This is a genomic window from Quadrisphaera sp. INWT6 (genome assembly GCF_015390235.1).
In the GTDB taxonomy this organism is placed as follows: Bacteria; Actinomycetota; Actinomycetes; order Actinomycetales; family Quadrisphaeraceae; genus Quadrisphaera.
In genome coordinates, this window is sequence record NZ_VUOH01000001.1 from 638,929 (window position 1) to 664,448 (window position 25,520).

General features: G+C 75.9%; 25 protein-coding genes and 1 pseudogene. 23 read left to right on the forward strand and 3 right to left on the reverse strand.

Annotated elements, in window-relative coordinates; translation table 11 throughout:
- The first annotated feature begins 19 nt into the window (after window positions 1-19).
- From infB to F1641_RS02890, 7 genes are all read left to right on the forward strand, one after another.
- Window positions 20-2,968: a translation initiation factor IF-2 gene (infB, locus tag F1641_RS22825; RefSeq protein ID WP_194902928.1), complete on the forward strand. Its 2,949-nt coding sequence runs from the start codon at window positions 20-22 to the stop codon at window positions 2,966-2,968.
- Between the two features lie 107 nt (window positions 2,969-3,075).
- Window positions 3,076-3,366, forward strand: a complete 291-nt coding sequence (locus F1641_RS02865) for a DUF503 domain-containing protein (RefSeq protein WP_194902929.1) — start codon at window positions 3,076-3,078, stop codon at window positions 3,364-3,366.
- Between the two features lie 43 nt (window positions 3,367-3,409).
- The gene (rbfA, locus tag F1641_RS02870; RefSeq protein WP_194902930.1) at window positions 3,410-3,877 is read left to right on the forward strand and encodes a 30S ribosome-binding factor RbfA; all 468 of its coding nucleotides are present in this window, start codon (window positions 3,410-3,412) and stop codon (window positions 3,875-3,877) included.
- 93 nt (window positions 3,878-3,970) lie between these two features.
- On the forward strand, window positions 3,971-4,939 hold the full coding sequence (gene truB / locus F1641_RS02875) for a tRNA pseudouridine(55) synthase TruB (RefSeq protein ID WP_309225336.1): 969 nt from the start codon (window positions 3,971-3,973) through the stop codon (window positions 4,937-4,939).
- Window positions 4,940-4,987: 48 nt separating this feature from the next.
- On the forward strand, window positions 4,988-6,196 hold the full coding sequence (locus F1641_RS02880) for a transcriptional regulator (protein ID WP_194902931.1): 1,209 nt from the start codon (window positions 4,988-4,990) through the stop codon (window positions 6,194-6,196).
- Between the two features lie 131 nt (window positions 6,197-6,327).
- On the forward strand, window positions 6,328-7,845 hold the full coding sequence (adh, locus tag F1641_RS02885; RefSeq protein ID WP_194903332.1) for an aldehyde dehydrogenase: 1,518 nt from the start codon (window positions 6,328-6,330) through the stop codon (window positions 7,843-7,845).
- Window positions 7,845-8,240: a DUF779 domain-containing protein gene (locus F1641_RS02890; RefSeq protein WP_194902932.1), complete on the forward strand. Its 396-nt coding sequence runs from the start codon at window positions 7,845-7,847 to the stop codon at window positions 8,238-8,240. Before adh ends, F1641_RS02890 begins: the two co-directional genes overlap by 1 nt.
- 94 nt (window positions 8,241-8,334) lie before the next feature.
- Here F1641_RS02890 and F1641_RS02895 read toward each other — a convergent pair whose 3' ends face one another.
- Window positions 8,335-8,520: a hypothetical protein gene (locus F1641_RS02895; RefSeq protein WP_194902933.1), complete on the reverse strand. Its 186-nt coding sequence runs from the start codon at window positions 8,518-8,520 to the stop codon at window positions 8,335-8,337.
- Between the two features lie 38 nt (window positions 8,521-8,558).
- Here F1641_RS02895 and F1641_RS02900 point away from each other — a divergent pair, with 38 nt between their 5' ends.
- From F1641_RS02900 to F1641_RS02925, 6 genes and pseudogenes are all read left to right on the forward strand, one after another.
- Window positions 8,559-9,611, forward strand: a complete 1,053-nt coding sequence (locus tag F1641_RS02900; protein WP_309225338.1) for a bifunctional riboflavin kinase/FAD synthetase — start codon at window positions 8,559-8,561, stop codon at window positions 9,609-9,611.
- A gap of 150 nt (window positions 9,612-9,761) precedes the next feature.
- On the forward strand, window positions 9,762-10,031 hold the full coding sequence (gene rpsO, locus F1641_RS02905) for a 30S ribosomal protein S15 (RefSeq protein ID WP_194902934.1): 270 nt from the start codon (window positions 9,762-9,764) through the stop codon (window positions 10,029-10,031).
- 283 nt (window positions 10,032-10,314) lie between these two features.
- On the forward strand, window positions 10,315-12,540 hold the full coding sequence (locus F1641_RS02910; RefSeq protein ID WP_194902935.1) for a polyribonucleotide nucleotidyltransferase: 2,226 nt from the start codon (window positions 10,315-10,317) through the stop codon (window positions 12,538-12,540).
- Window positions 12,541-12,555: 15 nt separating this feature from the next.
- A complete protein-coding gene (locus F1641_RS02915; RefSeq protein ID WP_194902936.1) occupies window positions 12,556-13,947 on the forward strand; it encodes a pitrilysin family protein in 1,392 nt (463 codons plus the stop codon).
- A 62-nt stretch (window positions 13,948-14,009) separates the two neighbouring features.
- A pseudogene (dapB, locus tag F1641_RS23660) lies at window positions 14,010-14,722 on the forward strand (4-hydroxy-tetrahydrodipicolinate reductase).
- 62 nt (window positions 14,723-14,784) lie between these two features.
- Complete coding sequence (locus F1641_RS02925; protein ID WP_375541458.1) at window positions 14,785-15,186, forward strand: hypothetical protein; 402 nt, start codon at window positions 14,785-14,787, stop codon at window positions 15,184-15,186.
- A gap of 198 nt (window positions 15,187-15,384) precedes the next feature.
- Here F1641_RS02925 and F1641_RS02930 read toward each other — a convergent pair whose 3' ends face one another.
- Window positions 15,385-16,254 carry a DUF4394 domain-containing protein gene (locus F1641_RS02930; protein WP_194902938.1) on the reverse strand — a complete coding sequence of 290 codons (870 nt, stop codon included), beginning with the start codon at window positions 16,252-16,254 and terminating at the stop codon, window positions 15,385-15,387.
- Window positions 16,255-16,427: 173 nt separating this feature from the next.
- Between F1641_RS02930 and F1641_RS02935 the strand changes: the two genes are divergently transcribed.
- Both F1641_RS02935 and F1641_RS02940 read left to right on the forward strand, forming a co-directional pair.
- A complete protein-coding gene (locus F1641_RS02935; RefSeq protein WP_194902939.1) occupies window positions 16,428-16,961 on the forward strand; it encodes a sigma-70 family RNA polymerase sigma factor in 534 nt (177 codons plus the stop codon).
- On the forward strand, window positions 16,951-17,697 hold the full coding sequence (locus tag F1641_RS02940) for a hypothetical protein (protein WP_194902940.1): 747 nt from the start codon (window positions 16,951-16,953) through the stop codon (window positions 17,695-17,697). Before F1641_RS02935 ends, F1641_RS02940 begins: the two co-directional genes overlap by 11 nt.
- On the opposite strand, the gene F1641_RS02945 is transcribed toward F1641_RS02940, so the two are convergent.
- Complete coding sequence (locus tag F1641_RS02945) at window positions 17,687-18,976, reverse strand: heparan-alpha-glucosaminide N-acetyltransferase domain-containing protein (protein ID WP_194902941.1); 1,290 nt, start codon at window positions 18,974-18,976, stop codon at window positions 17,687-17,689. The two genes, F1641_RS02940 and F1641_RS02945, sit on opposite strands and share 11 nt — an antisense overlap.
- 54 nt (window positions 18,977-19,030) lie before the next feature.
- Between F1641_RS02945 and F1641_RS02950 the strand changes: the two genes are divergently transcribed.
- The 8 genes from F1641_RS02950 to F1641_RS02985 all read left to right on the forward strand — a co-directional run bounded on the left by F1641_RS02950 (window position 19,031) and on the right by F1641_RS02985 (window position 25,465).
- On the forward strand, window positions 19,031-19,738 hold the full coding sequence (locus F1641_RS02950; RefSeq protein ID WP_309225339.1) for an HAD-IA family hydrolase: 708 nt from the start codon (window positions 19,031-19,033) through the stop codon (window positions 19,736-19,738).
- Window positions 19,731-20,558 carry a thymidylate synthase gene (locus F1641_RS02955; protein WP_375541454.1) on the forward strand — a complete coding sequence of 276 codons (828 nt, stop codon included), beginning with the start codon at window positions 19,731-19,733 and terminating at the stop codon, window positions 20,556-20,558. The genes F1641_RS02950 and F1641_RS02955 overlap by 8 nt, the downstream gene beginning before the upstream one ends.
- Window positions 20,555-21,115, forward strand: a complete 561-nt coding sequence (locus F1641_RS02960) for a dihydrofolate reductase (protein ID WP_309225340.1) — start codon at window positions 20,555-20,557, stop codon at window positions 21,113-21,115. Before F1641_RS02955 ends, F1641_RS02960 begins: the two co-directional genes overlap by 4 nt.
- Window positions 21,116-21,249: 134 nt before the next feature.
- On the forward strand, window positions 21,250-21,975 hold the full coding sequence (locus tag F1641_RS02965; RefSeq protein WP_194902942.1) for a DUF4129 domain-containing protein: 726 nt from the start codon (window positions 21,250-21,252) through the stop codon (window positions 21,973-21,975).
- The gene (locus F1641_RS02970; protein WP_194902943.1) at window positions 21,965-22,573 is read left to right on the forward strand and encodes a hypothetical protein; all 609 of its coding nucleotides are present in this window, start codon (window positions 21,965-21,967) and stop codon (window positions 22,571-22,573) included. The genes F1641_RS02965 and F1641_RS02970 overlap by 11 nt, the downstream gene beginning before the upstream one ends.
- Complete coding sequence (locus tag F1641_RS02975) at window positions 22,570-23,577, forward strand: MoxR family ATPase (protein ID WP_206690410.1); 1,008 nt, start codon at window positions 22,570-22,572, stop codon at window positions 23,575-23,577. The genes F1641_RS02970 and F1641_RS02975 overlap by 4 nt, the downstream gene beginning before the upstream one ends.
- Entirely contained in the window at window positions 23,574-24,896 is a 1,323-nt protein-coding gene (locus F1641_RS02980) for a DUF58 domain-containing protein (RefSeq protein ID WP_194902944.1), read from the forward strand. Before F1641_RS02975 ends, F1641_RS02980 begins: the two co-directional genes overlap by 4 nt.
- Before the next feature lie 44 nt (window positions 24,897-24,940).
- Window positions 24,941-25,465 (forward strand): hypothetical protein, encoded by a 525-nt coding sequence (locus tag F1641_RS02985; protein ID WP_194902945.1) that lies wholly within the window; start codon window positions 24,941-24,943, stop codon window positions 25,463-25,465.
- The last annotated feature ends 55 nt before the right edge of the window (window positions 25,466-25,520 follow it).

Consider the following 25,520-nt stretch of genomic DNA (forward strand, 5'->3'; position numbering starts at 1 on the left):
GGACCGGACGAGGAGAGATGTGGCCAAGGTCCGGGTATACGAGCTCGCCAAGGAGTTCGGAGTAGAGAGCAAGGCGCTGATGTCCAGGCTCCAGGACATGGGCGAGTTCGTGAAGTCCCCCAGCTCGACGCTGGAGCCCCCTGTCGTGCGCAAGCTGAAGGCCGAGTACGGCGGCAGCAGCGCAGCCCCCGCCGCCCCGTCGCGCCCGGCGCCGTCGCCGGCCGCCCCCGGCGGCGTCCGTCCCGGCCCCCGCGCTGTGCCGTCCGCGCCCGCCCCGGCGCCGCAGGCCCCCGCGGCCAGCGCTCCGGCGCCCGCGCCGTCGGCCCCGTCGGCCAGCCCGGCTCCGGCTCCGGCCGCAGCTCGCCCGGGCCCGTCGGCGCCCTCCGCGCCGGCCGCTCCCGAGCGTGCCGCCGCTCAGGCCCCGGCTGCCGCCGCGGCCCCCTCGCGCCCGGCGCCCGGCGGCGCGGCCCCCCGTCCCGCGGGTCCGTCCGCCCCGTCGGCGACCCCCGGTCGCCCCGGTGCTGCGGCTCCGCGTCCGGGTGCTCCCGGTGCTCCCGGTGGCGCGCGTCCGGCCGGTCCGGGTGCTGCCCGCCCGGGCAACAACCCGTTCGCGCCCAGCCAGGGCATGCGCCCCGGCGGCGCACCCCGCCCCGGGGCCCCCCGCCCCGGCAACAACCCGTTCGCGCCCAGCCAGGGCATGCGCGCCGGTGCTCCCCGCCCGCAGGGCCCGGGTGCTCCCGGTGGAGCCCCCGGCGCTCCGAGCGCCCCCGGCGCTCCGGCTGCCGGTGCGGGTGAGCGTCCGGGCGGTCCCCGTCCCGGTGGTCCGCGCCCCGGCGGCCCCCGCCCCAACCCGGGCATGATGCCCGGCCGCTCGAGCGTGGGCCGCCCCGGCGCCCCCGCCCGCGGCGGTGCTCCGGGCCGTCCCGGCGGCCCCGGCCGTCCGGGTGGTCCCGGTGGCGGCGGCGCTCCGGGTCGCCCCGGCGGCGGCCCCGCCGGCGGTGGCTTCGGCAAGGGCGGCCGCGGTCGCGGCGGCACGCAGGGCGCCTTCGGCCGCTCCGGCGGCCGTCCAGTGCGCGGGCGCAAGTCGAAGCGCGCCAAGCGCCAGGAGTTCGAGGCCATGCAGGCCCCGAGCGTCGGCGGCGTGCAGGTCCGGCGCGGTGACGGCACGACCGTCATCCGCCTGCGCCGCGGCGCCTCGCTGACCGACTTCGCCGAGCGCATCGACGCGAACCCCGCGTCGCTGGTGACGGTGCTGTTCCACCTCGGTGAGATGGCCACCGCCACGCAGTCGCTCGACGAGGACACCTTCCGCACCCTGGGCGCGGAGCTCGGCTACGACGTGCAGATCGTGTCGCCGGAGGACGAGGAGCGCGAGCTGCTCGCCGGCTTCGACATCGACCTCGACGCCGAGCTCGAGGCCGAGGACGACGACGACCTGGAGGCGCGTCCTCCGGTGGTCACCGTCATGGGCCACGTCGACCACGGAAAGACGAAGCTGCTCGACGCGATCCGCTCCACCGACGTGGTGGCGGGCGAGGCCGGCGGCATCACCCAGGCGATCGGTGCGTACCAGGTGCACACCGACCACGAGGGCGTCGACCGCGCGATCACCTTCATCGACACCCCGGGCCACGAGGCGTTCACCGCCATGCGCGCCCGCGGTGCTCAGGTCACGGACATCGCGATCCTCGTGGTCGCGGCCGACGACGGCGTGATGCCCCAGACGATCGAGGCCCTCAACCACGCGCAGGCCGCAGGCGTGCCGATCGTGGTGGCGGTCAACAAGATCGACAAGGAGGGGGCGAACCCCGACAAGGTCATGCAGCAGCTGACCGAGTACAACCTGGTGGCCGAGCAGTACGGCGGCGACACCATGTTCGTGCCGATCAGCGCGCTGAAGCGGACCGGCATCGACGACCTCCTCGAGGCCGTCCTGCTGACCGCCGACGCGGCGCTCGACATGCGGGCCAACCCCGACAAGGACGCCCGCGGCGTGGCCATCGAGGCCCACCTCGACAAGGGCCGCGGCCCCGTCGCCACGGTGCTGGTGCAGTCCGGCACCCTGCGCGTCGGTGACGCGATCGTGGCCGGCAACGGCTACGGCCGCGTGCGCGCCATGCTCGACGAGCACGGCAACCCGGTCGACGAGGCGACGCCGTCGCGTCCGGTCCTCGTGCTCGGTCTGACCGCGGTGCCCGGCGCCGGCGACACCTTCCTGGTGGCCCCCGACGACCGCACCGCCCGCCAGATCGCCGAGCGCCGCGAGTCGGCCGCCCGCGCGGCCAGCCTGGCCAAGCGCCGCAAGCGCATCAGCCTGGAGGACCTCACCGAGGCCCTCGCGGCGGGCAAGGTCGAGACCCTCAACCTCATCCTCAAGGGTGACGGCTCGGGCTCGGTCGAGGCCCTCGAGGACGCGCTGCTCAAGATCGAGATCAGCGACGACGTCGAGCTGCGGATCATCCACCGCGGCGTGGGTGCCATCACCCAGAACGACGTCAACCTGGCCACGGTCGACGACGCCATCATCATCGGCTTCAACGTGCGCCCCGCCGAGCGGGTCGCCGAGCTGGCCGAGCGCGAGGGCATCGACATGCGCTACTACTCGGTCATCTACCAGGCCATCGACGACGTCGAGCTCGCCCTGCGCGGCCTGCTCAAGCCGGAGTACGAGGAGGTGCAGCTCGGCACCGCCGAGGTGCGCGAGGTGTTCCGCTCCTCCAAGTTCGGCAACATCGCCGGCTGCCTGGTGCGCACCGGCACGATCCGCCGCAACTCCAAGGCGCGCCTCACCCGCGACGGCGTCGTGGTCGGCAACGACCTCGGCATCGAGTCGCTGCGGCGCTTCAAGGACGACGCGACCGAGGTCCGCGACGGCTTCGAGTGCGGCATCGGCCTGGGCAGCTTCAACGACGTCAAGGAGGGCGACGTCATCGAGACGTACGAGATGCGGGAGAAGCCCCGCGTCTGACCCTCGACCGTCCACGACCGCGGGCGTCCGCTCCCTCACGGGGGTGGGCGCCCGCGGTCTCCGGGCCGGACGCACCGGCCAGCGGCGTGCAGCGGAGGTGAGCGAGCGTGTTCGTGGGGGCCCTGGTCGTCGACCTGCTCCTGGGTGACGTCCACTCGCTGAAGCACAAGCGCGCCGTCGTCAGGCCGCTGCTGGCGCAGCTCAAGAAGCTCGACGTCAGCGCCGCGGAGACCGGTCACCAGGACCTGCACCGCAGGGCCGAGCTGTCCGTCGGCGTCGTCGCCGGAGACGTCGCGCACGTGCAGCGCGTGCTGGACGCCGCCGAGCGGGTCGTCGCCGACGACCCGGAGGTGCAGCTGCTCTCCGCCCACACGATGATCCACAGCGACGACGACTGACCCGCTCCCGCACGGGGGCGGCACGAACCACCAGGAGGACCCCGTGGCCGACCCGGCCCGCGCCCGCAAGCTCGCCGACCGCATCAAGGTCGTCGTCGCCGAGACCCTCGAGCGGCGCATCAAGGACCCGCGGCTCGGGTTCATCACCATCACCGACGCCCGCGTGACCGGTGACCTGCAGCACGCCACGGTCTTCTACACCGTGTACGGCAGCGACGACGACCGCGCCGACACCGCCGCGGCCCTGAACAGCGCCAAGGGGGTGCTGCGCTCGGAGGTCGGCCGCCGCACGGGCATCCGGCTCACCCCGACGCTGGAGTTCATCGCCGACGCGCTGCCGGAGACCTCCGCGCACTTCGACGACGTGCTCGTGCAGACCGCCGCGCGTGACGCGCAGGTGGCCGCCCTGGCCGACGGCAAGACCTACGCCGGCGAGGCGGACCCGTACCGCAAGCCCGTCGAGGACGACGAGGGCGACGCGGCCGACGGCTCGGAGCGCCCCGTCGGCTGACCCGACAGCGTCCTGCGACGTGGCGGGCTGGGAGGGTGTCGCGGTGCACCCGTCAGCCCTGCCCCGCCGCTGCGCTCCCGCCGGGAGCGAGGCGTGAGCCGCCGTCCCTCCGGCGCCCCCAGCGGCCTCCTGGTCATCGACAAGCCCGCCGGGATGACCAGCCACGACGTCGTCTCCCGCCTGCGGCGTTTGGCGGGCACCCGCCGGGTGGGTCACGCCGGCACGCTCGACCCCGCGGCCACCGGCGTGCTGCTCGTCGGTGTGGAGCGCGCCACCCGCCTGCTGACGCACCTCGTGGGCGCCGAGAAGGAGTACCTGGCCACGGTCCGGTTCGGGGTGGCGACCCACACCGACGACGCCGAGGGCGACGTCCTGGCGCGCGCGGACGCCTCCCACCTGACCCGCGCCCACGTCGAGCGCGCGGCGGCCGCCCTCACCGGCGCGCTCGACCAGGTGCCCAGCAGCGTCAGCGCCAAGAAGGTCGACGGGCAGCGCGCCCACGCCCTGGTCCGCGCCGGCCAGGAGGTGGTGCTGGAGGCGCGGCCCGTCGTCGTCAGCGCCTTCGAGGTGCTCGACGTGCGTCCCGCCCGCGACGAGCGCGCCCCCGGGGTGGCGGCGCTGGACGCCGACGTGCGCGTCGTCGTCAGCTCGGGCACCTACGTGCGGGCGCTGGCGCGCGACGCCGGGGCGGCCCTGGGGGTGGGCGGCTCGCTGACGGCGCTGCGGCGCACCCGCGTCGGCGGCTACCGCGACGACGTCGCCGCCTCCCTCGAGCAGCTGGCCGAGGACGGCGTCGACGCCCACCGCCTCGACCTGGCGACGGCGGCCGGGGCGGAGTTCCCGCTCGTGGCCGCCTCCGACGCCGCGGCGCGCCGCCTCGCGATGGGGCAGCGCCTGTCCGCCGCCGACCTGCCCGCCGCCGAGGACGGCGCCGACGGGGCCGGGGAGCAGCTGGTGGCGGTGCGCGCCGGCGAGGAGGGGCCGCTGGTGGCGCTGGTGCGCCTCGACCAGGGGGTGGTCCGCCCGGTCCTGGTGCTGGCGGAGCCGCGCGACCTACCCTGAGGGGGATCCCCCGGTGACGGTGCCGGGGGGAGGGGGTCGGAGCCGCTGATGACCGCTGTGCCCGTGGGCGCCAGGCGCCGCCGCGACGAGATCGCCGCCGCCCGGCGCGCGCGGGGGAGCGCCGCTGCCGCCGTCCGCGAGGAGATCCGGGCCAGCTGGGCGCGCTCGGCGGCGAGCGTCGCGCCCGACCTCGACGTCGCGCCCATGGCCGACCCCGACGACGTCGCCCGCACGTGGCGCGGCTCGCCGCTGCAGCGCGCCGTGCAGGCGATGGGCCCGCAGCTGGAGCGCGCGGCCGTCGACGGCGACCTCGTGGTGGCCGTCACCGACGCCTCGGCCCGCATCCTGTGGACCTCCGCCGGCCGCGTGATGCGCCGCCGCGCCGAGGCCGTGGGGTTCGCCCCCGGGGGCCGCTGGGACGAGGCCAGCGTCGGCACCAACGCCCTCGACCTGGCGCTGCGCACGGGCGCCCCCGCCACGGTCTGGTCCGCGGAGCACTTCGCCCACGCCGTCGAGGGGTGGGTGTGCTGGGCGGCGCCCGTCTACGACCAGGCCAGCGGCCGCGCGCTCGGGGTGGTCGACCTGTCGACCACCTGGGACCGCGCCCAGCCCCTCGGGCCGGCGACGGCGGCGGCCCTGGCCCAGCTCGTGCAGGTCGCCGCCGGGGCGCCCCCCGCGCCCCACCGGCCCCCGGGCGGCCCCGTGCTGGAGCTGCGGCTGCTCGGCGGCGCCGAGGCGCGCCTGGGAGGGCGCCCCCTGCGGCTGAGCCGCCGCCAGCTGGAGGTGCTGGCGCTACTGGCCCTGCACCCCGAGGGCATGTCCCTGGCGGAGCTGCACGCGGCCCTGTACGGCGACGAGCCGGTGACCACCTCCACGCTCAAGGCCGAGGTGAGCCACGTCAGGGCGGCGCTGGGCGGGGCGCTGTCATCGCGCCCGTACCGGCTGGACCTGGCCGTGCGCACCGACGTCGACGGCGTGCTCGACGCCGTCGCCCAGGGCGACCCGGGCGCCGCCGCCGAGCTGTACGGCGGCGAGCTGCTGGCCGGCACCGAGTCGCCGGCGCTGCGCCAGACCGCCGACTACGTCACCTGCGCGGTCCGGGAGGCCCTCCTCGCCGCCCCGGCCCCGGAGGCCGCCCTGCGCTGGGCCAGGACCTGCCCCTGGGACGAGGCGGTCATCGCCGCCGCCCTCGCCGCCGCCCCGCCCGGCTCACCGGCCCGCGCGCTGCTCGCCGCCCGGCTGCGCACCGCCGGCTGACCCGCCCGCCGGGGGCCCGGCCGAGCGACCAACCGGTCACCAACCCTCCTCGCCGCAGCATCGGCGGCACCCCCAGACCGGGGAGCACGACAGCGACGTCGAGCGTGCCCAGCACGCAGTGGAGGACCTCCATGGCCTACGCCCAGCCCGGTACCGACGGCGCCCTCGTCAGCTACGAGGAGCGCTACGACAACTACATCGGCGGCAAGTGGGTGCCGCCGGTCGAGGGCCGGTACTTCGACAACCCCTCGCCGATCACCGGCCAGGTGTTCACGCAGGTGGCCCGCAGCACGAAGGCCGACGTCGACCTCGCGCTCGAGGCCGCCCACGGCGTCGCCCAGACCTGGGGGCGCACCAGCCCCGCCCAGCGCGCCAACACCCTCAACAAGATCGCCGACCGCATGGAGGAGCACCTCGAGGAGCTCGCCGTCGCGGAGTGCTGGGAGAACGGCAAGGCCGTCCGCGAGACCCTCAACGCCGACCTGCCGCTGGCCGTCGACCACTTCCGCTACTTCGCCGGGGCGATCCGCGCCCAGGAGGGCGGCATCTCGCCCATCGACGACTCGACCGTGGCGTACCACTTCCACGAGCCGCTGGGCGTGGTCGGGCAGATCATCCCCTGGAACTTCCCGATCCTCATGGCGATCTGGAAGCTGGCGCCGGCGCTCGCGGCGGGCAACTGCGTCGTCCTCAAGCCCGCCGAGCAGACGCCGTGGTCGATCCTCAAGCTGGTCGAGCTGATCGGCGACCTGCTGCCCGACGGCGTGCTCAACGTGGTCAACGGCTTCGGCGCAGAGGCCGGCAAGCCCCTCGCGTCGTCGGACCGGATCGCCAAGATCGCCTTCACCGGCGAGACGACGACGGGCCGGCTGATCATGCAGTACGCCTCGCAGAACCTCATCCCGGTGACCCTCGAGCTGGGCGGCAAGGGCCCCAACGTCTTCATGCCCGACGTCATGGCGGCCGACGACGCCTTCCTCGACAAGGCGCTCGAGGGCTTCGCGATGTTCGCCCTCAACCAGGGCGAGGTCTGCACCTGCCCGTCGCGCGCGCTGGTGCACGAGTCGATCTACGACGAGTTCATGGACCGCGCCACGAAGCGCGTGGAGGCGATCGTCTCGGGCGACCCGCTCGACACCGCCACGATGATCGGCGCGCAGGCCAGCAACGACCAGCTGGAGAAGATCCTCAGCTACCTGCAGATCGGTCGCGACGAGGGCGCGACCGTGCGCACCGGCGGCGGCCGCCGGACCGTCGAGGGCCTGCCCGACGGCTACTACGTGGAGCCGACGATCTTCGAGGGCAGCAACTCGATGCGGGTGTTCCAGGAGGAGATCTTCGGCCCCGTCGTGTCGGTGACGCGCTTCTCCGACGAGGACGACGCGCTGCGCATCGCCAACGACACGCTCTACGGCCTCGGCGCCGGCGTGTGGACCCGCGACGCGAACACCGCCTACCGGCTCGGGCGCGGCATCCAGGCGGGGCGGGTGTGGGTGAACAACTACCACGCGTACCCCGCGCACGCCGCGTTCGGCGGGTACAAGCAGTCGGGCATCGGCCGCGAGAACCACAAGATGATGCTCGACCACTACCAGCAGACCAAGAACATGCTGGTCAGCTACTCGCCGGACAAGCTCGGCTTCTTCTGATGGAGCCCGCCCCCGGGGCGGTCGCCGCGGCGAGGGTGGACATCACCCCCGCCGCGGCGGCCCTGGTCGCGCAGCTCGTCGAGCAGCACGGGCCGGTGATGTTCCACCAGTCCGGGGGCTGCTGCGACGGCTCGTCGCCGATGTGCTTCCCCGACGGCGACTTCATCACCTCCGAGGCCGACGTGCTGCTCGGCCAGGTGGCCGGGGCGCCGTTCTGGATGTCGGCCTCGCAGTACGAGTACTGGCGGCACACGCACCTCACGGTCGACGTGGTGCCCGGCAGGGGAGCGGGCTTCAGCCTCGAGGCCCCCGAGGGCGTGCGCTTCCTCATCAGGTCGCGGCTGCTCACCGAGGAGGAGGTCGCCCTCGCGGAGCCGGTGCGGGGGAGCAGCTGACCCCGGGGCCGCGAGCACGCAGAAGACCCGCACGGCGCAGGTCGCGGTGCGGGTCTTCTGCAGGGTCACCGGGCGCAGGCGCCGCGCCGAGGGGTCAGCGGGGGGTGGTGCCCCCGCCGGTGCCGCCGCGGCCGCCGAGCTTGGAGCGCAGACCGTCGATCTTGGACCTGTTCTTGGGGTCCCGGGCCATCTGCTGCGCCTTGCGGCTCGCGGTGCTGATGGCGCGCTGCCCCTTGGGGCTGCGGGCGAAGTCGGTGAGCTTGCTCAGGAGTCCGGCCATCCCCCCATGATCGGCCTGCAGGGAGTCCGGCGCACCCCGTGGCGCACCCCGTGGGCACCGCCGCCCGCGGCGGCGTCCAGACTGTCCGCGTGGAGCGCTGGTACGGAACCGACGAGGTCCCCGCGGGCTACGGGCCCTCGGTCGTGGCGCTGGGCAACTTCGACGGCGTGCACCGCGGGCACCAGAGCGTGCTGCGCGCCGTCGTCGCCCGCGCCCGCGCGATCGGCGGCCGAGCGGTGGCCGTCACCTTCGACCCGCACCCGCTGGCGGTGCTGCGGCCCGAGCAGGCGCCGGCGCTGCTGACGACGACGCGCCGCAAGCTCGAGCTGCTGGAGCGGACCGGGCTCGACGCGGTGCTGGTGCTGCCCTTCACCCGGGAGCTGGCGGCGTGGCCGCCGGAGCGCTTCGTCACCGACGTGCTCGTCGGGGCCCTGGGGGCGGCGACCGTCTGCGCCGGCCGCGACGTGCGCTTCGGACGGGCAGGCTCCGGCTCCCTGGAGACCCTGCGCGCGCTGGGCGCCGAGCAGGGCTTCGACACCGTCGCCCTGGAGGACGTGCACGGCGAGGGCGGCGGCGACGGCGAGCGGCGCTGGTCGTCGTCGTGGGTGCGCGAGCTGCTCGACGCCGGTGACGCCGCCGGCGCCGCCGAGCAGCTGGGGCGCCCGCACCGGGTCGAGGGCGTGGTGGTCCACGGCGACCACCGCGGCCGCGAGCTGGGCTACCCGACCGCCAACCTCGGTCGCGTGGAGGTGCTGCTGCCCGCCGACGGCGTCTACGCCGGGTGGCTGGTGCGCCTGGACGCGCAGGAGGAGGGCCGCGACGTGCCGGGCGGCTGCGTGCTCCCCGCCGCCATCTCGATCGGCACCAACCCCACCTTCGACGGCCTGGAGCAGCGTCTCGAGGCGCACGCCCTCGTCGGGGCCGACGCCTCGCGGGACCTCGACCTGTACGGCGAGCGCGTGGGCGTCGACGTCGTCGAGATGCTGCGGCCCACGCTGAGGTTCGACTCCGTGGACGCGCTCGTGGAGCAGATGGACGCCGACGTCGTGCGGTGCCGCCGGGTGCTCGACGAGAACCCGCCCGTGCTCTGAGCAGGTCGCTGGTCCGCTCGGGACCGGGCGGGGGAGAGCCCGGGTCACGCCCCTGTAACATGGGAGGGCCGTCAGAACGGCCGCGGACCGAAGAGCCCGGGTGGACCAGCCCCGGAGCGCCGCGCAACGAGACTCCCAGGGAGCACGACCATGCCGCTCGACGCCGCCACCAAGCAGCGCATCATCTCCGAGTACGGAACGGGTGAGGGCGACACCGGCTCTCCCGAGGTGCAGATCGCGCTGCTCACCCAGCGCATCAAGGACCTGACCGAGCACTTCAAGGAGCACAAGCACGACCACCACAGCCGTCGTGGTCTGCTCCTGCTCGTCGGCCAGCGCCGCCGCCTGCTCCAGTACCTGACCAAGACGGACATCAACCGCTACCGCTCGATCATCGAGCGCCTCGGCATCCGCCGCTGACCACGAGCGACCCCCGGCGCCTGCGCCGGGGGTCGCTGCGGTCCTGCACCCCGCGGGACCCGCCCAGCACCACCGACAGACCAGCACCACCCCCCGGGTCGGCCGACCGGCCGCCCCGGGGAGCCACCAGAGCCCGGCGCGAGCGATGCGCACCGGTCCTCGACAGTGGCCGCCGGGACGCCCGCCCCCAGGGAGCGGGCAGGCCCGGAGGCTTCGATCGATGGCCGGCCCGCCCGCTCGCGGCCCGCGAGCTCGCCACCGACCGACACGAAGGAGGGAACCCGTGGAGGGTCCCGAGATCACCGCCACCACCGCCGTCCTCGACAACGGCAGCTACGGCAAGCGCACCGTCCGCTTCGAGACCGGCCGCCTGGCCAAGCAGGCCGCCGGCTCCGTCGCCGCCTACCTCGACGACGAGACCATGCTGCTGAGCGCCACCACCGCCGGGAAGCACCCGCGCGACGGCTTCGACTTCTTCCCGCTGACGGTCGACGTCGAAGAGCGCATGTACGCCATCGGCAAGATCCCCGGCTCGTTCTTCCGCCGCGAGGGCCGCCCCGGCACCGACGCGATCCTCACCTGCCGCCTGATCGACCGGCCGCTGCGCCCCTCCTTCGTGAGCGGCCTGCGCAACGAGGTCCAGGTCGTCGTCTCCGTCCTGGCGCTGCACCCCGACGACCAGTACGACGTGCTGGCCATCAACGCCGCGTCGGCCTCGACCCAGCTGTCGGGCCTGCCCTTCTCCGGCCCGGTCGGCGGCGTCCGCGTCAGCCTGATCGACGGCCAGTGGGTCGCCTTCCCGCGCTTCTCCGAGTCCGAGCGGTCCGTGTTCGACATGGTCGTGGCCGGCCGCGTGGTCGGCGACGACGTCGCGATCATGATGGTCGAGGCCGAGGCCACCGAGTCGGCGATCGACAAGATCGCCGGCGGCGCGAAGGCGCCGACCGAGGAGGTCGTGGCCGAGGGCCTCGAGGCCGCCAAGCCCTTCATCGCCGAGCTGTGCCGCGCCCAGGCCGAGCTGGCCGCCTCCGCGCAGAAGCCGGCCCTGACCTTCCCGCGCTTCCTGGACTACCAGGACGACGTGCTCGAGGCCGTCACGGCCGCCGGCACCGCCGAGCTGACCGCTGCCCTCGCGATCGCCGACAAGCAGGAGCGCGAGTCCGCGACCGACGCCGCCAAGGCGAAGGTCCAGGAGTCGCTGGCCAGCCAGTTCGAGGGGCGTGAGAAGGAGGTCTCCGCGGCCTTCCGCTCGCTGAACAAGTCGCTCGTGCGCCAGCAGATCCTGCGCGACGGCGTCCGCATCGACGGCCGCGGCCTGCGCGACATCCGCCAGCTCGCCGCCGAGGTCGACGTGCTGCCCCGCGTGCACGGCTCGGCGCTGTTCGAGCGCGGCGAGACCCAGATCCTGGGCGTCACCACGCTGAACATGCTCCGCATGGAGCAGCAGCTCGACACCCTCTCGCCGGTGACGCGCAAGCGCTACATGCACAACTACAACTTCCCGCCGTTCTCCACCGGCGAGACCGGCCGCGTCGGCTCCCCGAAGCGCCGCGAGATCGGCCACGGCGCCCTCGCCGAGCGCGCCCTCATGCCCGTGCTGCCGGCCCGCGAGGACTTCCCCTACGCGATCCGCCAGGTCTCCGAGGCCCTGAGCTCCAACGGCTCGACCTCCATGGGCTCGGTCTGCGCCTCGACCATGTCGCTGCTGAACGCGGGTGTGCCGCTGCGCGCCCCCGTCGCCGGCATCGCCATGGGCCTCGTCTCCGCGGACGTCGACGGTGAGACCCGCTACGCGGCGCTGACCGACATCCTGGGCGCCGAGGACGCGTTCGGTGACATGGACTTCAAGGTCGCCGGCACCGCCGAGTTCGTGACGGCCATCCAGCTCGACACCAAGCTCCAGGGCATCCCCGCCTCGGTGCTGGCCGGCGCGCTGACCCAGGCCCGCGACGCGCGCCTGCACATCCTGTCCGTCATGGCCGAGGCCATCGACGCCCCCGACGAGATGGCCGACACCGCCCCGCGCGTCATCGCGGTGAAGGTCCCCGTCGACAAGATCGGCGAGGTCATCGGCCCCAAGGGCAAGATGATCAACCAGATCCAGGACGACACCGGCGCCGACATCTCCATCGAGGACGACGGCACCGTCTACATCGGAGCGACCGACGGCCCGAGCGCGGAGGCGGCGCGCAGCGCCATCAACGCGATCGCGAACCCGCAGATGCCCGAGGTGGGGGAGCGCTACGTCGGCACCGTCGTCAAGACGACCGCGTTCGGCGCCTTCATCTCGCTGACGCCGGGCAAGGACGGCCTGCTGCACATCTCCAAGATGCGCGGCCTGGCCGGCGGCAAGCGGATCGAGAACGTCGACGACGTCGTGTCCGTGGGCCAGAAGATCCAGGTGGAGATCACCGAGATCGACCCCCGCGGCAAGCTCAGCCTGAGCGCGGTCATCGACGAGGCGCCCGCTGGCGCCGACGCCGACGACGCGCCGGCAGCGGCGATCTGAGGCTGAACGCCTGACATGACTGCAGTCCCGCTGCCCCTCGAGGCGACCGGGACCCAGACGATCTCCGGCCAGGACGGCGCTCACGAGGGACCCCTCGTGCAGCGCACCGTCCTGGCCGGAGGCGTTCGGGTGCTCACCGAGTCCGTGCCGGGCCTGCGCTCGGCCACGCTCGGCGCGTGGGTCGGCGTCGGCTCCCGCGACGAGGCCGACGGCCACCTCGGCTCCACGCACTTCCTCGAGCACCTGCTGTTCAAGGGCACCGCCCGGCGCAGCGCGCTCGACATCGCCGCGGCCTTCGACGCCGTGGGCGGCGAGTCGAACGCCGCCACCGGCAAGGAGCACACGACCTACTACGCGCGCGTCATCGACACCGACCTGCCGCTGGCGGTCGACGTCGTCGCCGACATGGTCACCTCCGCGACCCTCGACCCCGACGACCTCGAGGGCGAGCGCCAGGTGATCCTGGAGGAGCTCGCGATGAACGACGACGACCCCGTCGACGTCGCCCACGAGCGCTTCACCGAGCAGGTCTTCGGCGCCACCAGCCCGCTGGGCCGCCCCATCGGCGGCACCGCGCAGAGCATCCTCGACGTGCCCCGCGACGCGGTCTGGGAGCACTACCAGCAGCACTACACCGCTCCCGGCCTGGTGGTGACCGCCGCGGGCGGCGTCGACCACGACGCCGTGTGCGGCATGGTCGCCGACGCGCTCGCGCGGGCCGGGTGGGGCGAGCGGTCGGCGTCCCCGCTGCCGCGGCGCCCCCTCGGGGGCCCGGCCGGCGCCGGGGCGGGCACCGGGTCGGTCACGGCGCTGGCCGCGTCCCTGCCGGGCAGCAGCGTCCTCACCGTCGACCGCCCCACCGAGCAGGCCAACGTGCTCCTCGGCGGCGCGGGCCTGTGCTCCGGCGACCCCCGCCGCTTCGTCCTGGCGGTGCTGAACGCCGTCCTCGGCGGCGGTATGAGCAGTCGGCTCTTCCAGGAGGTCCGCGAGGAGCGGGGCCTGGCGTACTCGGTCTACTCCTTCGCCTCCGGCTACGCCGACGCCGGCCTGTTCGGGGTGTACGCCGGCTGCTCGCCGTCGAAGGTGCCCGAGGTGGTCGAGCTGCTGGCCGCCGAGTGGCGCGGCCTGGCCGAGCAGGGCCTGCGCCCCGGCGAGCTGGAGCGCGCCGTCGGGCAGGTCAGCGGCAGCACCGTCCTCGCCCTGGAGGACTCCGGCTCCCGGATGTCGCGCCTGGGGCGGGCCGAGCTGGTGCACGGCGAGTACGCCTCGCTGGAGACCGTGCTGGCCCGCACCCGGTCGGTCACCGCCGACCAGGTGCAGGAGCTGGCCGCCGAGCTGTGGGCCGCACCCCACCACCTCACGGTCGTGGGGCCGTTCGACACCGACCCCCTGGAGGTGGCCCCGTGAGCAGCCCGAGCGCGGCAGCGCAGGACCCGCTGCGCGTCGTCGTCGTCGGTGCCGGCGGGAAGATGGGCCAGATGGCCTGCGCCGCCCTGGAGGGGGCTGACGACGTCGAGCTCGTGGCCCGCGCCGGCCGCGCGGACGACCCGGCCGCCCTCGCCCGCGAGTCCGGGGCGCAGGTGGCGGTCGACCTGTCGGTGCCGTCGGCGTCCCCGGGCGTCGTCGCCGGCCTCGTGGCCGCGGGGGTGCACGTCGTCGTCGGCACGAGCGGCTGGGACGAGGCCGCCCTGGGGCGCCTGCGCGAGCAGCTGGACCAGGCCCCGAGGGCACCGGCGTGGTCGTGGTGCCCAACTTCGCCATCGGCGCGGTGCTCATGACGCGCTTCGCCGAGCAGGCGGCGCGCTGGTTCACCTCCGTCGAGGTGGTCGAGGCCCACCACCCCGCCAAGGTCGACGCCCCCAGCGGCACCGCGGTCCGCACGGCCGAGCTCATCGCCGCCGCCCGCGCGGAGGCCGGGGTCGCGGCGGCTCCCGACGCGACGTCGTCGTCCCTCGACGGGGCGCGCGGCGCGGACGTCGGCGGCGTGCCCGTGCACAGCCTGCGGATGGCCGGCGTCATGGCCGCCCAGGAGGTCTGGCTCGGCAACCACGGCGAGGTGCTCACGCTTCGCCACGAGGCCACCGACCGCACCGCCTACGCCCCCGGGCTGCTGCTCGCGGTGCGCGAGGTGGCCGGCCGGCCGGGGCTGACCGTCGGCCTCGAGCACCTGCTCGGCGTCTGAGCGGCTGACCCGGTGATGAGCTCGTGAAGACCAAGGCCGTCATCGGCCTGCTCCTGGCGGCCATGGCGCTGTACCTGGTGCTGCTCGGGCAGCGGGGCTGGGTGCTCCTCACCGCCGACGGGTGGGTGAACAAGGCCCTCGGCGTCGGCGTCCTGCTGCTGCCGGTGGTCGTCATCTGGGCCGTGGGGCGCGAGCTGGCCTTCGGGGTGCGGACGGAGGCGATGGCGCGCGAGCTGGCCGCCGCCGACCGGCTGCCCCCCGACGACCTGCCCCGCAACGAGGCCGGCCGCATCGACAGGTCGGCCGCCGACGCGGCGTTCGAGAAGTACCGCGCCGAGGCGGAGGCCGCCCCGGACGACTACGGCTCCTGGTTCCGGCTGGCCTGCGCCTACGACGTGGCCGGTGACCGCAAGCGAGCCCGTTCGGCGATGCGCCGGGCCGCCGCCCTCCACCGCGCCGCCTGACCCACCACCCCCGCCGTGACCACGGGACTCGTGCGCCCGACGCGCCGTGATCATGGGATCTGTGCGCGGTCGGACCGTGCACAGATCCCATGATCACGGTGGGGTGGAGGGAGACGCGGCAGGGCCGCCGCGCACCCCCCTCCGGTGCGCGGCGGCCCTGCGTCTGCGTGGCCCGCGAGGAGCCGTCCGGTCGGTGGGTCAGCGCCCCAGCGGGATGGCGATGTCGGTGACGCCGGAGGGCAGGTCGCCGACCTTGGAGGCGGAGCCGTTGACGAGGTTGATCTCGTAGAGGCCCTGCTTGCCGCCCACGGTCAGCGACGCCCACGCCCTGGCGCCGACGGCCTTGCCGTCGCGCAGCTCGCTGAGGATGTCGAAGCCGGCGTCACCCTCGGCGTCCACCCCGAGGCCGCCCACCGGGACCAGCGCGCCGGAGTTGGCGGGCGACTGGAGGAGCAGCTGGTCGCTGGCGGTGGAGATGTCGTACAGCACGGTGCCGGTGCTGTCGTTGGTGTCGTTGTTGGTGTACGCCGCGCCGGTCACGCCCTTGGTGCCCTGGACCGGCGGGGTGGCCGTCGGGGAGTTCAGGGGCGTGTCGGCCACGGTCGCGGCGCCCGGGTTCGCGAACGGGTGGCGCAGGTTCTGGCCGGTGTCGCTGACGATGCGCAGCGCGTTGGCGGCCGGGTTGAAGTCGACGCCGAAGGCCTGGCCCTCGAGCCCGACCGTCAGCTGGGCGACCTTGCTGGCGGCGCCGCTGCGCGCGTCGAGGGTGTAGACGCCCCCCTGGTCACCGACGCCGTACAGCTTCCCGTCCTGCACGCGGTGGTCGATGCCGACGAGCCTGCCGTCGCCCTGCAGGCCGGAGACGCCCTTGGCCTGGTCGGCGCGGACGCCCTTGCCGACGGTCAGCCAGACCACGGCCTTCCCCTGGTCGGCGAGGCCGACGACGGCCTGGCCCTTCCCGTGCCCGCCGCCGCCCTTGTGGTCGGTCGCCTGGGCGGCGCCGACCCCGAGGGCGGACAGGGCGAGCACGCCGGCGGCGGTGGCGGCGAGGGTGCGGGTGTGGCGCATCGGGTTCCTCCTGGTGCGTCGTCCCCTCCGGGGTGGAGGGGCGCTCGGAGGGTGTTACGCCGCCCGGAACGTCCGTGTTCGCGCCGTTCGCCACCGATCTGTACTTTTTCCAGCGCCGACCCGGACGGAGCCGTCCGGCCCGGTGACCGGCACCGGCGGAGGAGGGGGACGGCGTGGGGCGCAGCGCCTTCGACGTCCGCGCGGCCTACGCCGAGCACGGGGCGTCGCTGGTCGCCTTCGCCGCCGCGTCGCTGCGCGACCGCGCGCTCGCCGAGGACTGCGTGCAGGAGGTCTTCGTCCGCGCCTGGAGGGCGTCGGACCGCCACGACCCCGACCGCGGCTCGGTGCGCACCTGGCTGTTCGCCATCGCCCGCAACGTGGTCGTCGACGCCGCCCGGGCGCGGGCGCGACGCCCCGGGGTGACCGCGGGCGACGCACCCCCCGAGGTGGTCGACCCCCGCGACGAGCACGGCGCCGTGGTCGAGCGGATGCGCCTCGCGCAGGCCCTGGCCCGGCTGACGCCGGAGCAGCGGCAGGTGGTGGTCGAGGTCCACCTGAACGGGAGGGACTACGCCGACGTATCCCAGGAGACCGGGGTCGCGGCGGCCACGCTGCGCACGAGGATGTTCGCGGCGCTGAGGGTGCTGCGCAAGGACCTGTCAGCCGGACCGGGCAGCGAGGAGGGGGGAGAGCGCGGTGGACGGTGACCTCACCGACGACGAGAGGGGCCTGCTGGCGGCGGCCGCCGCCGGCCCCGCCCTGGACGAGCGCGAGCGCGCGGAGCTCGACGCCCTGCTGCGCCGCAGCCCGGTCGCGGCCGCCGAGCTGGCCGAGCTGCGCGCCGTCGTCGCCCAGCTCGAGCCCCTGCGCGCCTCGGGCGCGCCGTGGGAGGAGACCACGAGCCCCGAGCTGGCGGCCCGCGTGGCCGCGGTCGGGGAGGGGCCCGTCGTCGTCCCGCTGCAGCGTCGCCCCGAGCGCTCCCGGGGCCGGGTCGCGGCGTTCGCGCTCGCGGCCTGCGGGCTGCTGCTGGTCGGGGGCCTGGGCGGCTCGCTGCTGCGCGGCGCCCTCGACGACCGCCAGACCGCCGAGCAGCCCGCCGACCACGCCGCGGAGGGACCCCCCGGGACGCTGGGCGCCGTCGAGGACGTGCCCGTGGCGACGACGTCGAGCGCGGTGACCGCCACCGCCGCGGTCGTGGCCCACACCTGGGGCACCGAGACCGTCCTCGACATGAGCGGCCTGGCGGCCGGTCAGACCTACCAGGTGGTGGTGGTCGACGAGGCCGGCACCGCCGTGGTGGCGGGCACCTTCATCGGCACCGGGGAGACCGTCGACTGCACCATGAACGCCGCCGTGCTGCGGCAGGACGCCGACCGCCTCGAGGTGCTCGACGCCTCCGGCGCTGCGGTGATCACGAGCGACCTGCCGCCCGTCACCGCCTGACGCGGGGCCCGGGGGTCCCCGGAGCCGCCGAGCCGCCCGCGGCCCAGCGGCGGGCGGCGGCGCTGGCGCGGAACGCCAGGTGCTCCAGCGGTCCGCGCGAGCCGGCCTCGCGCAGCGCCAGCCCGATGACGACGGCCGCGGCGGCGTGGAGCACCCAGGCGCCCTCCTGGCCGGCCACCGCGGACGTGGTCCCGGCGGTCAGCACGTGCAGCGTGTAGAGCGTCAGCGTGGCCGACCCCGCCGCGGCCAGCGGCACGAGCAGGAGGGTGCCCAGGGGGCGGGGCTCCCCGGCGGTGAGGCGCACCACCGGCCCGGCCGAGGCCACGAGCAGCGCCAGCCCGAGCGCGGCGAGGGCGCTGCCGGAGGTGGCCAGCAGGTCGAACGGCGTGGCCGAGTGCGGGGTGTCGACCAGGAGCCACGCCCACGACGTCGTCGGGGTCGACCCGGGCAGGAACACCGCGAGCGCGCGGTCGAGGTCGGTCAGGCCCCACGACGCCGGGACCGACTCCGCCAGCACGCGCGTGCCGCCGGCGGCGCCCAGGGCCGCCGCCGAGGCGAGCGGGGCCGCCACCGCCAGCACGACCCCGGTGACGAGCAGGCCCACCGCCGTCCGGGCGCGGTCGAGCGGCATCCGGCCCACCGCGAGGCCCAGCAGCAGGTAGCCGGTCCAGGTGAGCACCGGGTAGACGCCGGTGAGGGCGAGGCCGGTGAGCAGGCCCACGGGGTCGAGGAGCGAGGCGGGGGAGGGGACGTCGTACGAGGGGGCGCCCGGCGGGCCGACCAGGAGCTGCCGCAGGAGGTGGCTCGCCACGGGTGACAGCACCAGCCAGGTCGCGGCGAGGACGGCGAGGGTGCGTGCGCCCAGGCCGACGAAGAGCGAGCCGACGGCGAAGAGGAGGCCGTAGTAGACGAGGATCACGTAGATGTTGCCGGGCGCGAGGCCCACGGCCAGGCCGACGGCGGCGATGACGCCGGCGCGGGCCAGCACCCCGGCGCGCGCGGCCCGCAGGTCGCGCCCCCGCGGGGGGCGGGTGCGGCCGGTGGCCAGGGCCAGCCCGACGCCGGCGAGGACGGCGAACAGCGCCGAGGCCCGGCCGCTGAAGACCTCGTAGACCCAGCTGACCCCGCCGTCGTCGGCGGTGCTGGAGACGAGGTGGGTGCCCATCATCCCCAGCAGGGCGAGGCCGCGGGCGGCGTCGACGCCGAGCAGCCGGGTGCGGCCGGTGGCCGACGGGGGAGACGGGGCGGCTGCCGGGACGGGCGCCGGGGTCGAGCTCACCCGCCCCAGCATCGCCGACGTGGGGCGTCGGTGCTCTCGCCTAGGCTCCCGGGCGTGGAACTCGACCCCCTGCCCGTGCCCGAGGGCCTTCCCCTCGGCCTCGACGAGCTCGCGCAGCGGCGCTTCGACGCGGTCCTGTTCGACATGGACGGCACCCTGATCGACTCCGGCCCCGTGGTGGTCCGGTCGTGGTTCCGCTGGGCCGAGGACGAGGGCGTCGACCCGGCGCTGCTGGCGGGCATGCACGGCATCCCCTCGGCGGGCATCGTGGAGCGGCTGCTCCCGGCCGAGCGCCGCGCGTCCGCCCTGGCGCACATCGACGAGCTGGAGATCGCCGACACCGACGGCATCGTGGTGCTGCCCGGTGCCCGCGAGGCGCTGGGCGCGCTCCCCGCCGGCCGCGCGGCCATCGCGACGTCGTGCTCGCGCGACCTGGCCCGCGTCCGCATCGACGCCACCGGGGTGCCCGCGCCCGCCGTCGTCGTGACCGCCAGCGACACCCCCCGCGGCAAGCCCGACCCCGCGCCGTACCTGCTGGCCGCCGAGCGGCTCGGCGTCGACCCGTCGCGCTGCCTGGTGGTCGAGGACGCCCCCGCCGGCATCGCCGCGGGCCGCGCCGCCGGGTGCGCGGTGCTCGCGATGGCCACCACCAACCGCGTGCCCGACCTGGTCGCGGCCCAGCCCGACGCCGTGGTCGCGAACCTCGGTGCGGTGGAGCTGACCGTGGGCGACGACGGCGTGCGGGTGGCCCCCCGTGGCTGAGCCCGCGACCCCGCAGACGGGCGCAGCGGTGGACACGCAGTACGAGGACCTGCTGCGCCGCGTCCTGGACACCGGCGCGGTCAAGTCCGACCGCACCGGCACCGGCACCCGCAGCGTCTTCGGCGCTCAGCTGCGCTACGACCTGTCCGCCGGGTTCCCGCTGGTCACCACCAAGAAGGTGCACCTGCGCTCGATCGTGCTCGAGCTGCTGTGGTTCCTGCGCGGAGAGGGCAACGCCCGCTGGCTGCAGGAGCGCGGCGTGACCATCTGGGACGAGTGGGCCGGGCCCGACGGCGACCTCGGCCCCGTCTACGGGGTGCAGTGGCGCTCCTGGCCCACGCCCGACGGCGGCACCGTCGACCAGCTCGCGCAGGTGGTCGAGACCCTGCGCCGCGACCCGGACTCCCGCCGCATGGTCGTCTCCGCCTGGAACGTGGCGGAGCTCGACAAGATGGCCCTCGCGCCGTGCCACGCCCTGTTCCAGTTCTACGTGGCCGACGGGCGCCTCTCCTGCCAGCTGTACCAGCGCAGCGCCGACATGTTCCTCGGCGTGCCGTTCAACATCGCCAGCTACGCGCTGCTGACGCACCTCGTGGCCGCCGAGGTGGGCCTGGAGGTGGGCGACTTCGTCTGGACCGGCGGCGACTGCCACGTCTACGACAACCACGTCGACCAGGTGCGCGAGCAGCTCTCCCGCGAGCCGTTCCCCTTCCCCGAGCTGCGGCTCCGCCCGGCGCCGCTGCTCGCGCACGCCTTCGAGGACGTCGAGGTGGTCGGCTACCAGCACCACCCGGCCATCAAGGCGCCGGTGGCCGTGTGACCGCCGCTGGGAGCAGCGCCCGCGGGCTGGTGGGGGCGGTCTGGGCGCAGGCCCGCGGCCGCGTCATCGGTGACGGCAGCACCGTGCCGTGGGACGTCCCCGAGGACCTCGCCCACTTCCAGCGCACCACGAAGGGCCACGGCGTGGTCATGGGCCGCGCCACCTGGGACTCCCTGCCCGAGCGGTGGCGCCCCCTGCCGGGGCGCCGCTGCGTCGTCCTGACCCGCGACGGCTCGTGGTCGGCGCCCGGCGCGGTGCGCGCCGCGACGCTGGCCGAGGCCGTCGCCCTGGCCGCGGAGCCGGGGGAGGGCGCCGACGGCGAGGTGTGGGTGATCGGCGGGGCCCAGGTGTACGCGCAGGCGCTGGCGGAGGGGACGCTCGACGTCGCCGTCGTCACCGACGTCGACGTCGACGCCGGGGTCGACCCGGCCACCGCGTCCGTCGTCCCCCCGCTCGACCCGGAGCGCTGGACCGTCGAGCGCAGCGAGCCCGAGCAGGGCTGGGCCACCTCGCGGACCGGCATGCCGTACCGCATCACCTGGTACCGCCGGAGCTGAGCGGCGCCCCGGCGGCCGCGGGGCGTGTGGCTCGCGGGGCGGGGACGTGCTTGTCTGGCCGCCACGGCGAGCAGGGCCTCCAGACGCGGGGGGCCGGTGCCGCGGCAGCCGCGGAGCAGCGGTCAGGGGGTCCTGTGCGGGTCGACCGGCTGGCGGTGGGCTGCGCCGTCGCCGCGGTGCTCGTCGTCCTCGCCGCCGCTGCGGAGGGCCTGACCACGCCCTCGGGCCGCCGCTCGGCACCGCCCGACGTCGTCATGCCCACGCCCACCCCGACGCAGACGCCACCTCCCCTGGAGGTGCTGCCCGAGGCGCCGCCGCAGGACCTTCCCTCCTGGCTGGGACCGGCGCTCGCGGTGGCCGGGGCCCTGGCCGTGCTCGCGGTGGTGGTGCTCGTGGTGGTCTGGCTCCGACGCCTCTGGCAGCGCCGCGCGAGCCGCGCCGAGGCGCTGGAGGCGCTCGACGAGACCGCGGGAGACGTCGACGGGGCCCTGGCCGCGCCCGTCGTCCGCCGGGGCATCGCCAGGTCGCTGGAGCTGCTGGACGACCCCCGCGACCTCGACGACGCCGTCGTGCGCGCTTGGCTGGGGCTGGAGGAGACCGCCGAGGACGCCGGGGTGGCCCGCACCCCGGCCGAGACGCCGACGGAGTTCACGACGCGCCTCCTGGCCCGGGTGCCCGCCGACCGCGCCGCCGTCGACGTGCTGCGCGCGCTGTACTCGCGGGCCCGCTTCGGCGGTGCCGGCGGTCGCCGCGACGACGACGCCGAGCGCGCCCGCGCCGCCCTGCGCGCGCTGGCAGGGTCCTGGGACGCCGCCTCGACCGGCCCTGGGCGAGCACCCGAGCGGGCGCATGAGCGCTGAGGCTCCGCGCCGCCACCAGACGTCGGCCAGGACGACGGCGTGGGCTGCGCTGTCACCGCTGGCGCCGCTGCTGCAGCCGCCGCGGCGCGCCCGGCTCCAGGTGGTGGTGTGGGCCGTGGCCGCCGTCACTCTGGCTCTGGTCTTCGCGGGCTGGACCGCCGCCGAGGTGGTGACGAGCTCGCTGGCGCTGCTGGTCGCCGGTGTGCTGGTCGCGTCGCTCCCGGGGACCCCGGAGCACCGGTGGCGGTTCGAGCTGCCGCCGTCCGAGCCCGGGGGCCGCAGCGACCTGGTGGGGCTGTCGGTGGCGTTCACCGCCCGCCAGAGCGGCATGGGGCAGGCGGGCCTGGTGCGCGTGCAGGCGCTGGGGCGCTCCCGGCTGCGGCGCCGAGGCGTCGACCTCGACGCCCCGGGTGGCCGCGCCGTCGCGGAGGAGCTGCTGGGGCGGGCCGCGGTCGCGGTGCTGCTGTCGCGCTCCTCGCCGACACCGCGGGTGCGGGCGGTGGCCCACTGCCTGGCCCGCGTGGAGGCGCTCGGCAGCGGAGCGGCTCCCGCGCCGTCGACACGACCACCGATCGACCGAGCTGGGGGAGACGCGTGAGCGAGCAGGTGGCGCAGCAGGAGCTGGGGGTCGACGACGTCGCCCGCCTGGCCCGCGAGGTGCTGGACCGCGTCGGGCGGGTGGTCGTCGGCATGGACGGCGCCCTGGAGCTGGCGCTGGCGTCGCTGCTGGCGGGCGGGCACGTGCTCTTCGAGGACGTGCCCGGGCTGGGCAAGACCCTCGCCGCCCGCAGCCTCGCCGGAGCGCTGGGCCTGGACTTCCGGCGGCTGCAGTGCACGCCCGACCTGCTGCCCGCCGACATCACCGGCTCGTTCGTCTACGACCCGGCCGGACGCGCCTTCGAGTTCCAGCCCGGGCCGGTGTTCACCAGCCTGCTGCTCGCCGACGAGATCAACCGCACCCCGCCCAAGACGCAGTCGGCGCTGCTCGAGGCGATGGCCGAGGGCCAGGTCACCGTGGAGGGCCGCAGCCACCCGCTCCCGCAGCCCTTCCGCGTGGTCGCCACCTCGAACCCCGTCGAGCACGAGGGCACCTACGCCCTGCCCGAGGCCCAGCTCGACAGGTTCATGGTCCGCCTCGCCGTCGGCTACCCCGACCGCGCCCAGGAGCGGCAGATCCTGCTCAACCGGGTCGCCCGGCGCCAGGAGGCCGCGCACGTCGAGCCCGTCGTCGACGCTGCGCAGGTGCTCGCGATGCAGGCCGCCGTCGAGGCCGTGCACGTCGACCCCGACGTCGCCGGCTACTGCGTCGACCTCGCCGCCGCCACCCGCGACCACCCCTCGGTGCAGGTCGGTGCCAGCCCCCGCGGGTCGCAGGCGCTGCTGCTGGTCGCCCGGGCCCTCGCGGTGCTGGCGGGGCGGGCCTACGTGGAGCCGGAGGACGTCAAGCGCGCCGCGAGCCCCGTGCTGGCCCACCGCCTGGTGCTCACCACCGACGCGTGGGCCGCCGGGATCGAGACCGCCGAGGTGGTCCGCGCCGCGGTCGCCTCCGTGCCGGGACCCGCCAGCGCCGGTGCTGCGGGCGCCGCCGGCCCGCAGGCATGAGGCAGCAGCCCACCTGGACGTGGACGGCCGCACCTGCGGTCGCCGTCGCCCTGGGCGTGGTGCTCGCGGCCGCCGGGCTGGTGCTGGGACGTCCCGACGTCGCCCTGCTCGGGGCTCCGCTGCTGGTCACCGCGGCCCTCGGCTGGCAGCGCGCCGCAGCCGGGGAGGCGTCGGTCGACGTCGCGGTGGACAGTTCCTCGGGCGCAGCGGCCGACGTCGCAGCCGGCCCGGGGAGCCGCAGCGTCGACTACCGCGTCACCACGTGCGCACCCCCGGGCACCGAGGTCTCCCTCGTGCACCTGTCGCTGGTGGGCGGGCGCTCGCGGACCCTCGCGGTGGCCCCCTCCACGACCGTCCTCACCGGCCGCGTCGCGCTGCTGGGCGTCTCCGGACCGCAGGAGGTCGTGCGCGCCTCGCTCGGGCTGGTCGCCCCCGACGGCGGTCTCGTGGCCGGCCCGCTGGGCCCCGTGACGGCGGAGCGCGTGCTCGCCCCGGCGTCGAGCCCGTCGCGCGACCTCCCGCTGCCACCCGGGCTGCGGGGCCTGAGCGGCGTGCACGACTCCTCCCGCCCCGGCCAGGGCGGCGACTTCCGCGACGTCGGCCCCTTCACCCCCGGGGACCGGCTGCGACGCATCGACTGGCGGGCCACCGCGCGGCGCTCGCGGGTGGCGGGCGAGGTCACCGACCTCTACGTGCGACGCACGCTGGCGACGTCGGACGCCGTCGCCGTCCTCGTGGTCGACAGCCGCGACGACGTCGGTGAGGTGGTGGCGCAGTGGGCCAGCAACCGCGCCGGGCTGCGGGGCGTCAGCTCGCTGCACCTGGCCCGCCAGGCCGCCAGCGCCATCGCCGCCGGGACCGTGCGCCGCGGCGACCGGGTGGCGTTCTGCGACCTCGGCGCACACGGAAGCGCCACGACCGTCGGCTCCGGTGACCGGCACCTGCGCCGGGTGCTCGCCGCCGTGGCCACCACCCGCGCCGCCGGGCAGCTGGCCGGGGTGCGGCGCCTACCTCCGGTGCCACCGTCGGCGCTCGTGTACGTGCTGTCGACCTTCCTCGACGACGTCGCCGGGAGGGCCGCGCGGACCTGGCGCAGCCGGGGGCACCGCGTGGTGGCCGTCGACGTGCTCCCCGCGCCCCGGCTCGGCGGGAGCACGGCGCAGCAGCGGCTCGCGCACCGCGTCGTGGCGGCCGAGCGCGAGGACCGCCTCGACGACCTGCGCGCGGTCGGGGTGGAGGTCGTCAGCTGGGCGGGCGCCTCCGGCGCGTCAGGACGGCGGGCGCAGCTGCGGGCGCTGTCGCGCCGGCGGCAGCGGTGAGGCTGCCGAGGTGGAGGGGTTCCGCCCCCGCCCCGGCGACCGCGGTGCCCGAGTGGCCCCGGGTCGGACCGGCGGTGCCGGTCGGGGTCCTGTCCGCGGTGGCCGGCCTGCTGGCGGCGGGCCTGGTCGGCGCGTCCTTGCCGGTGCCGTGGCTCCTCACCGTCGTCGTGGCGGTGCTGGTGGCGCTGTGGCCCGCCCCCGCGCTCGTCGTCGGGCTGGTCCTGGTGCTCGCTGCGCTGCAGGCCCTGCAGCCGCTGGCGCCGGTGCAGCCGCGGTTCTTCGCGCTGCTCGCCGGCGTGCACCTGCTGGTCGTGCTGACCGCGCTCGTGCGTACCCTCCCGCGGGGCGCTCGGGTGCAGCTCGCGGCGCTCGGGTGGCCCCTGGGGCGGTACGGGCTGGTCCAGGTGGGCGCCCAGCTGCTGGCGGTCGCGGTGCTGGTCCCGGCCTCGGGTCAGGACGGCGGGCTGGGTGGCGTCGTGGTGCCGTTCGCGGGGGTGGTGGGAGCGGTGGTGCTGCTGGTCGCTGCGCTGGCGCTGATCGGCCCCCTCCTGCGGCGCCCGCCGCGCTGACCCGGCGCCCAGCGGGTGGGCGGCCTGCCCGCCGCCCAGGTGCTACAGGTCTCCG